Here is an 8,633-nt window from a genome sequence, read left to right on the forward strand (position 1 = left end):
AGATAGGAAATGCAGCGCCGCGCATCCAGCTGATAGGGCGCAGGGAAGGCATTGGTCGGGCACGCCGTGAGGCAGGACCGGCACGACCCGCAGTGATCCACCTCTGCCGTGTCGGGGGTGAAATCCAATGTGGTGAAAATCGCGCCCAGAAAGGCCCAGTTCCCCCAGTCGCGACTTAGCAGATTGGTGTGCTTGCCTTGCCAGCCCAGCCCCGCCGCCTGCCCAAGCGCCTTTTCCGGCACGGGGGCCGTGTCGACAAAGACCTTCACCTCGCAGGGTTCCTGCGCCACCAGCCATCGCGCCACCCGCTTGAGCCGTTTCTTGACGATGTCGTGGTAGTCGCGCCCCTGCGCATAGACCGACACGCCCGCCTTGTCGGGGTGGTTCAGCACCTCGGTCGGGTCGTATTCAGGGGTATAGCTTTCGGCCAGCATGATCACCGACCGCGCCTCGGGCCAAAGTGCGGCAGGGTCGCCGCGCCACGCCATGCGGTCCGCCATCCACGCCATCTGCCCGTGATAGCCTGCATCAACAAACGCCTGCAGCCGTTCGGGCACATCAGGCACCGCGTCGGGGCGGCAGATCCGGCAGGAGACAAAGCCCTCGTCCAGCGCCTGCGCCACCAACCGGCCCCGCAGGGCGTCCGTATCGGCAGCCGATGTCACAGACATCGGGCGCGGCTTGGATCAGAAATCAAGGTCATTGTAATGCTTCGGCGGCGGGAAGCCCGGCACCTGATCGGCCAGCAACGACCGGAACGCGGGGCGGGACTTGATCTTGGCGTACCAGTCCTTGACCACATCGGACCGGTTCCAGTCCACATCCGAGATATAATCGAGCGAGGATAGATGCGCCGCCGCCGCGAAATCGGCCAGCGTCATCACGTCGCCTGCCAGCCAGCGCCGGTGGTCCAGCAGCCATGCCATATAGTCGATGTGATACTTGATCGCCTTGGCCCCGTCCTTGACGTTGCGGCTGTCGGGAAACCCCTGCTTCATCACCTTTTTATTGACCCGTTCGTAGAGCAGCTTCGAGGTGACCTCGTCGTGGAACTTGTCATCGAACCAGCTGACCAGACGACGCACTTCAAGCCGCTGGACCGGATCAGAGGGCATCAGCGACGGTTCGGGGCGGGTCTCTTCGATATATTCGCAGATCGCGGCGCTTTCGGACATGATGATGCCGTCAAGCTGCAATACAGGCACCTTGCCCGCCGGATTGCGACGCATGAAATCTGGGTCTTGCTCCCAATACCGCTCTTCGACGCGTTCAACCTCGATCTTCTTTTCAGCGAGGCTCAGCCGGACTTTGCGGCAGAACGGCGAAAGCGGGACGTGAAACAGGCGAGCCATAAGGGGTTCCGGTACTAACAAACAGGGGTTTCATCCTCATGCCCGTCTTGGTTGGGTTTTTCAACTCTCGAAACAGGCTGCCCGTCCGTCCTTGCTGATTGTCGCCGCACCATCGCGGATCTGGGCACTGCGCTTGCGCACCGCGGCAGAGGGGCGCGCGGCCGAACGGGTTTTCGGAGACGGCAGGATCGCGGCCAGCCGCGCCGCTTGGGTTGCGGTCAGCTTGGCGGGAATCACCCCAAAGTAATGTTGCGCCGCGGCGTCGACACCAAAGATGCCTTCATCGAACTCGGCCACATTCAGATAGACCTCGATGATGCGCCGCTTGGTCCAGACGGTTTCAACCAGCGGCGTGATCCCGGCCTCAAGCGCTTTGCGCAACCATGTGCGGCCATGCCAGAGATAGACGTTCTTGACCGTCTGTTGCGACAGGGTGGATGCCCCGCGGTTTGATCCTTCGGCGATGGCGCGTTTGATCGCGGCCAGATCAAAGCCCCAGTGTTCGCAGAAATTCGCATCTTCCGCCGCCACGACAGACCGCGCCATGACAGGGGCCACGTCTTCCAGCGCGACCCATTGCTGGTCCACGCCCCCCAACCTGCGGCCTTCGCTGAACATATAGGGGGTCGTCGGCGGGTTGATCACCGCGAACAGCAACACCAGGGCGACCAACAGGCCAAGCACGGCGAGCACCAGCTTGAACGCGCCCCGAACCACACGCCGCTTGAGCGACCGCAGCTGCGCCGCAGGGGACGGGGTCTTGGACTTGGCTTTGCCCTTGGATTTGGAGGATGCGCGTTTTGCCATAGCCATCAGCTATATCGTGGCAATGGCTTATTGTGAACGGGCACTGCGGGCGGAAATCCCTTTTGCAAGATAGGCCCCGATCAGCGCAGAGGCCTTGGGCGACGGGTGGGTGTTATCGCTGGCAAACAGGCTGGGATCCTGACGGTCGATGACGGTTTCCGAATCAAGGAACGTCACCCCCGGTGTTTGTGCCGCAAACCGCGCGATACGGCGTTCCAGCAGCACCAGATCATCGCGACAGCCCTCGAATGACCCTTTGCCATTGCCGGCGTAGTACCCCATCCACATCACCTGCGCGCCCGTGCTGCGCAAACGCGTCAGGAAGGCGGGGATTTCCCCAGTAGCGGCATCCGCCGCGATCAGCGTGTCGACCACAGGCGTGCAGGCCGCGCATTTGCAGTCGTTGAACCCCAGATCATTGGCCCCGCCGTTCACCACGATCCAGTTCCACCGCCCGCCGGGGTACTGATCCTGAATGTCGAAACCGACAGCGGATAAAAGCGTGCTGTCATTGCTGAACTGTGCACCGGGGACGGCCTTGCTGACCACATTGCGGCCAAGGCTTGCTGCCATCGCATCGGGGATCGCCTGATCGCTTGATCCGTTCCACGCCATGACGGAATCGCCAATCACCAGAATATCGCCGCCGCCCTTGGGCGCAGCATCGGTACAGGCCGCAAGCGCGAGCCCCACCAGCAAAAGCGCCATCAGCCGGACGCGAGAGGTAAGTGTTTTGATCATCCCGTAACTATAGGCCGGTTGCGGCCCCGGTAAAGCGTGGGCGACGCACAAAAGAAATCGGGCGCGAGGTTTCCCCCGCGCCCGATCTATCCGTTTTGCTTACTCCGCCGGGATAGCGTGTTCTTCGACGCTCAGCGGGGCGGGCAGATGGACCAGCATCTCTTTGGGGCAGATCTGCAGGAAGTTATCTTTTTCAATGTCCCAGTGCTGCAGGATGTCTTCGGCCTTACGGCTGTTGGTTTCCTGCAGGTGCCGTTCAATCAGGCCCTTCAGCTGGTTTTCCCAATGCTCGACCGTGACAGGGCAGGTCCCCAGTGTTTCGCGGTTCAGCATTTTGTCGGCCTTGCCATCGGGGTTGTAGAGATAGGCCATACCGCCCGTCATACCCGCGCCAAAGTTCGCGCCGATCTCGCCCAGGATCACGGCCACACCGCCGGTCATGTATTCACACCCGTTGCTGCCGCAGCCTTCGATCACCACATGCGCGCCCGAGTTCCGAACGCCGAAACGTTCACCGGCACGGCCTGCTGCGAACAAAAAGCCCTTGGTCGCACCATAAAGCACCGTGTTACCGATGATGGTGTTGTCAGAGGCGACGATGGTGCTGGCCATAGACGGGCGCACGACGATGGTGCCGCCCGACAGACCCTTGCCGACATAGTCATTCGCATCGCCGGACACTTCAAGCTTGAGCCCCGGTGCCGCGAAGGCCCCCAGCGACTGCCCTGCCGAACCGGTCAGCTTGACCGTCAGGTGATCGGGCTGCAGCTGGTTGTTCATGCCAAAGTTGCGGATGATGTGGCTTGAGACGCGGGTGCCCACGGTACGGTGCGTGTTCTGCACCGCATAGCTCAGCTGCATCTTCTCGCCATCCTCGAGGAAACGCGCGGCGTCGCGCACGATTTCAGAGTCCAGCGTGTCCAGCACAGCGTTGCGTGGCTTGTTGCGGTCATAGACGATCTCTGCCGCGCCATCGACGGTGATCAGCAGCGGGTTAAGATCCAGATCGTCAAGATGCGCAGACCCACGGCTGACCTGTGCCAGCAGATCGGCACGGCCAATCACGTCATCCAGGCTACGCGCCCCGATAGAGGCGAGCAATTCTCGCACTTCGGTGGCGTAGAAGGTGATCAGGTTCACGACCTTATCCGCGTTGCCGGTGAACTTGCCACGCAGCGCTTCGTCTTGGGTGCAGACGCCGACGGGGCAGGTGTTCGACTGGCACTGACGCACCATGATACAACCCATCGCGATCAGCGCGGCGGTGCCGATGCCGTATTCCTCGGCTCCCATCATCGCGGCCATCACGATGTCACGCCCTGTGCGTAAACCACCATCGGTCCGCAGGGTCACGCGGTCACGCAGGTTGTTCATCGCCAGAACCTGATGCGCTTCGGTCAGGCCCATCTCCCACGGCAGACCCGCATATTTGATCGAGGTCGCAGGCGAGGCGCCCGTGCCGCCATTATGGCCCGAGATCAGGATGATATCCGCCTTGGCCTTTGCCACACCGGCCGCAATCGTGCCAACGCCCGAGGACGCCACCAGCTTCACGGTCACCTTACAGCGCGGGTTGATCTGCTTGAGGTCATAGATCAGCTGCGCAAGGTCTTCGATCGAGTAAATATCGTGGTGCGGCGGGGGCGAGATCAGGGTCACGCCCTTGGTCGAATGGCGCAGACGGGCGATCAGGTCGGTGACCTTCATGCCCGGAAGCTGACCACCCTCGCCGGGCTTGGCCCCTTGGGCAACCTTGATTTCAAGCTCTTCACACTGGTTCAGGTATTCGGCAGTCACACCGAAACGGCCCGACGCCACCTGCTTGATCTTGGCCGACGGGTTATCACCGTTGGCCTCGGGCACGAAGTGCGCCGGATCTTCGCCGCCTTCGCCAGAGTCGGACTTGGCCCCGATGCGGTTCATCGCGACGTTCAGGGTCTTGTGTGCCTCGGGCGACAGCGCGCCAAGGGACATTCCCGGCGTCACGAAACGCTTGCGAATAGAGGTGATGGATTCGACCTCTTCGATGGGCACTGGGGCCCCCAGCGGCTTGATGTCGAGCAAGTCGCGCAGATGGATCGGCGGGTTGCTTTGCATCTTGGCGCTATACTGCTTCCACATCTGGTAGGACGCTTTGTTGCAGGCCATTTGCAGCATGTGCATCGACGATGCTTCCCATGCGTGGGTCTCGCCGGATTTGCGCGCCTTGTAGAAGCCGCCGATGGGCATGACGACGCCATCACCCTGCCAACCACGGTCGTGGACCGCTTCGGCCTTGCGTTGGATACCGGTCACACCGATCCCGCTGATACGGCTGGTCATGCCGGGGAAGTATTCCGCGCACATCGCACGGCTCAGCCCTACGGCTTCGAAGTTCAGGCCGCCACGGTAGGAGGACATGACGCTGATGCCCATCTTGGCCATGATTTTCAGCAGGCCCTGATCAATCGCCTCGCGGTAGCGGGCCATCGCGGTGGTCAGGGTCATGTCCAGCAGACCACGCCCGATACGATCCGCCAGCGAATCCTCGGCAAGGTAGGCGTTCACCACGGTGGCACCACAGCCGATCAGCACGGCAAAGTAATGCGGGTCCACACATTCGGCCGAGCGCACATTGAGCGAGGTAAAGGTCCGCAGGCCCTTGCGGGTCAGCTGGCTGTGCACGGCAGAGGTCGCAAGGATCATCGGCATCGCCACGCGGGTCGCATCACTGAACTGGTCGGTCAGCACGATGTGACCAGCGCCGGAGCGCACGGCGTCTTCTGCCTCGTCCCGGATGCGGCGCAGGTTTTCGCTCAGGTTGTTGCCGCCCGGCTCGAACGTACAGTCGATGGTGACGGAATTCGCGTTGAATTCGGTCATCAACTGATCGAACTGCGCGTTCGCGAGGAACGGGCTATCAAGCACGAGGATCTCGGTCTGGGCGCTGGATTCATCCAGCACGTTCTTGAGGTTCCCGAACCGCGTTTTAAGGCTCATGACGCGGAATTCGCGCAGGCTGTCGATGGGTGGGTTGGTGACCTGGCTGAAGTTCTGGCGGAAGAAGTGGCTGAGCGGGCGGTACTGGTTCGACAGAACCGCCGACGGGGTGTCATCGCCCATGGATGCCAAGGGCTCTTTCGCATCTTCGGCCATAGGTGCGAGGATCTGCTCGAGGTCTTCGATGGTATAGCCCGCTGCCACCTGACGGCGGCGCAGCTCATCGCCCGAGAACAGGGCCTTTTCCTCGACATCGCCAAGCGCTTTGTCCAGCTCGTTGATCTTGCCGACCCATTCACCAAAGGGACGCGACGCGGCGAGCTTGTCCTTGATCTCGGTGTCGCCGAACATCTTGCCTTCTTCGATGTCGACCGCCAGCAGCTGACCGGGGCCAAGCGCGCCTTTGCGCACGACATTCGCCTCGTCCTGCGGGACCATCCCCGCCTCGGAACCCGCGATCAGCATGCCGTCGCCGGTGACGACGAAACGCATGGGGCGCAGGCCGTTACGGTCAAGACCGGCGCAGACCCAGCGGCCATCGGTCATGGCCAGCGCTGCGGGACCATCCCAAGGCTCCATCACCGAGTTGCAATAGGAATACATGTCGCGCCATGCCTGGGGCAGCTCGACCGCCTGCTTTGACCAGCTTTCAGGCACCAGCATGGTTTTCGCCATCGGGGCCGAACGACCCGCGCGCACCAGGACTTCGAACACCGAATCCAGCGCGGCAGAGTCGGACGACCCCGCGGCGACGATCGGTTTGATATCTTCGGCCATGTCGCCAAAGGTGCCCGAGGCCATCCGGATCTCGTGGCTTTTCATCCAGTTGACGTTACCCTTGAGCGTGTTGATCTCGCCGTTATGGGCCAGCATGCGGAAGGGCTGCGCCAGCCACCACTGCGGGAAGGTGTTGGTGGAATAACGCTGGTGATAGATCGCAAACGCGGATTCAAAGCGTTCGTCCATCAGGTCGGGGTAGAAGTTGGCAACATCCTGCGCCAGCATCATGCCCTTGTAGATGATCGACCGGCAGGACATCGACGCGATGTAAAGCGTCGGCACCTGAGCGGCCAGCGCGGCTTTCTCGATGCGGCGACGGATGACGTAAAGCTCGCGCTCGAATGTTTCCTCGTCCACGCCCTTGGCGTTGGAAATCAGGATTTGTTCGATCTCGGGACGGGTCGCGTTGGCCTTTTCCCCCAGAACAGAGGTGTCCACGGGCACGTGGCGCCAGCCGTAGATATAGTAGCCCATCCGCAGCACTTCGGTTTCAACGATGGTCCGGCAGGTTTCCTGCGCGGCAAAGTTGGTGCGCGGCAGAAAGACCTGACCGATGGCGATCAATTCGCCTTCGCGGGGGCTGTGACCGGTGCGACGCACCTGATCGTAGAAAAAGTTGACGGGGATCTGCACGTGGATGCCCGCGCCGTCGCCGGTCTTGCCATCGGCATCCACCGCACCACGGTGCCAGATCGCCTTGAGCGCCTTGATCCCGTTTTCGACAACCGCGCGGCTGCTGGAGCCGTCGATGTTCACAACAAGACCCACCCCGCAGGATGAATGCTCTTCTTCTTCGGAATACAGACCGTTTTCTGCCATGAAGGCGCGTTTTGCTTCTTCGCGTGCTACCCAGGCGTCATCATATTTGGTCATTTGGAATCTCCTAAATCGGGCGCGCCCGAGGCGCGAAATATCAGTTGAAAGGGGCGCTTATTCGGCCGCGATGGCCACGCTGGCCCCCATCTTTTCAAGGATCGCCTGCGCACAGTCGCGCCCGTCCTTGATGGCCCAGACCACCAGCGACGCACCGCGCACGATATCGCCCACGGCATAGACGCCATCCAGCTCGGTCGCGCCGGTGATATAGTCGGCCTTGACCGTGCCCCAACGGTTGACCGGCAGCTCGGGCGTGTTCCACAGCGTGGGCAGGTCTTCGGGTTCAAAGCCAAGCGCCATGATCACAAGATCCGCCTCTTCGACATAATCGGCACCCTCGATCACCTCGGGGGCCTGACGGCCAGAGACATCAGGCGCGCCAAGGCGCATCTTTTGCACGACGACGCCGGTCACCGGATCACCGACGAACCCTTTGGGCGCGGACAGCCATTCGAAGACCACGCCTTCTTCCTCGGCGTTTTGCACTTCGCGTTGCGAGCCAGGCATGTTGGCGCGGTCACGGCGGTACAGACATTTGACCGAGGTCGCCCCCTGACGGATCGAGGTCCGTACACAGTCCATCGCGGTGTCACCGCCGCCGATCACGACGACGCGCTTCCCTTCGGCATTGAAACGGCCGGAATCAAATTCCTCTACCTTGTCGCCAAAGCTTTTGCGGTTGCTCACGGTCAGGAAATCGATCGCGCGCTCAAGGCCAACGCCGCCCACGCCGGGGGCCTGGATGTCGCGTGTTTTATAGACGCCCGTCGCGATGATCACGGCGTCATGCTTGGCGCGGATATCGGCAAAGCTGATGTCGACGCCCACATCGCAGTTCAATTCAAAGTTAACGCCACCTTCGGCCAGCTGGTCGTTGCGGCGCATGACCACATCTTTTTCCAGTTTGAAACCGGGGATGCCGTAGGTCAGCAAGCCACCCGCGCGGTCATAGCGGTCATAGATGGTGACCTGCACACCCGCGCGGCGCAGCACATCCGCCGCGGCCAGACCACCGGGGCCCGCGCCGATGATACCAACGGATTCGGCGCGTTCGGTCTTGGGCTTGATCGGCTGCACCCAGCCATTTTCCCACGCGGT

Annotated in this window: 6 protein-coding genes; all 6 read right to left on the reverse strand. The window is 61.8% G+C overall.

Annotated elements, in window-relative coordinates; genetic code table 11:
- On the reverse strand, positions 1-671 hold a 671-nt coding region (gene queG, locus B3849_RS14620), incomplete at its 3' end, for a tRNA epoxyqueuosine(34) reductase QueG (RefSeq protein WP_286780384.1).
- A gap of 15 nt (positions 672-686) precedes the next feature.
- On the reverse strand, positions 687-1,352 hold the full coding sequence (locus B3849_RS14625) for a glutathione S-transferase family protein (RefSeq protein WP_005850934.1): 666 nt from the start codon (positions 1,350-1,352) through the stop codon (positions 687-689).
- Positions 1,353-1,412: 60 nt separating this feature from the next.
- A complete protein-coding gene (gene mtgA / locus B3849_RS14630; RefSeq protein WP_278425350.1) occupies positions 1,413-2,159 on the reverse strand; it encodes a monofunctional biosynthetic peptidoglycan transglycosylase in 747 nt (248 codons plus the stop codon).
- A 27-nt stretch (positions 2,160-2,186) separates the two neighbouring features.
- The gene (locus B3849_RS14635) at positions 2,187-2,900 is read right to left on the reverse strand and encodes an SGNH/GDSL hydrolase family protein (RefSeq protein ID WP_039911725.1); all 714 of its coding nucleotides are present in this window, start codon (positions 2,898-2,900) and stop codon (positions 2,187-2,189) included.
- Positions 2,901-2,999: 99 nt separating this feature from the next.
- Positions 3,000-7,532, reverse strand: a complete 4,533-nt coding sequence (gltB, locus tag B3849_RS14640; protein WP_286780385.1) for a glutamate synthase large subunit — start codon at positions 7,530-7,532, stop codon at positions 3,000-3,002.
- A 57-nt stretch (positions 7,533-7,589) separates the two neighbouring features.
- On the reverse strand, positions 7,590-8,633 hold a 1,044-nt coding region (locus B3849_RS14645), incomplete at its 5' end, for an FAD-dependent oxidoreductase (protein ID WP_286780386.1).

The sequence above is a fragment of the Sulfitobacter sp. UBA4523 genome, from assembly GCF_002388305.1.
GTDB classification, from domain to species: domain Bacteria; phylum Pseudomonadota; class Alphaproteobacteria; order Rhodobacterales; family Rhodobacteraceae; genus Sulfitobacter; species Sulfitobacter pontiacus.

What these genes read in the sequence shown, in the direction of transcription:
- gltB (WP_286780385.1), bottom strand. Translation starts at nt 7,532, where the DNA reads ATGACCAAATATGATGACGCCTGGGTAGCACGCGAAGAAGCAAAACGC.
- mtgA (WP_278425350.1), bottom strand. Translation starts at nt 2,159, where the DNA reads ATGGCAAAACGCGCATCCTCCAAATCCAAGGGCAAAGCCAAGTCCAAG.
- B3849_RS14635 (WP_039911725.1), bottom strand. Translation starts at nt 2,900, where the DNA reads ATGATCAAAACACTTACCTCTCGCGTCCGGCTGATGGCGCTTTTGCTG.
- B3849_RS14625 (WP_005850934.1), bottom strand. Translation starts at nt 1,352, where the DNA reads ATGGCTCGCCTGTTTCACGTCCCGCTTTCGCCGTTCTGCCGCAAAGTC.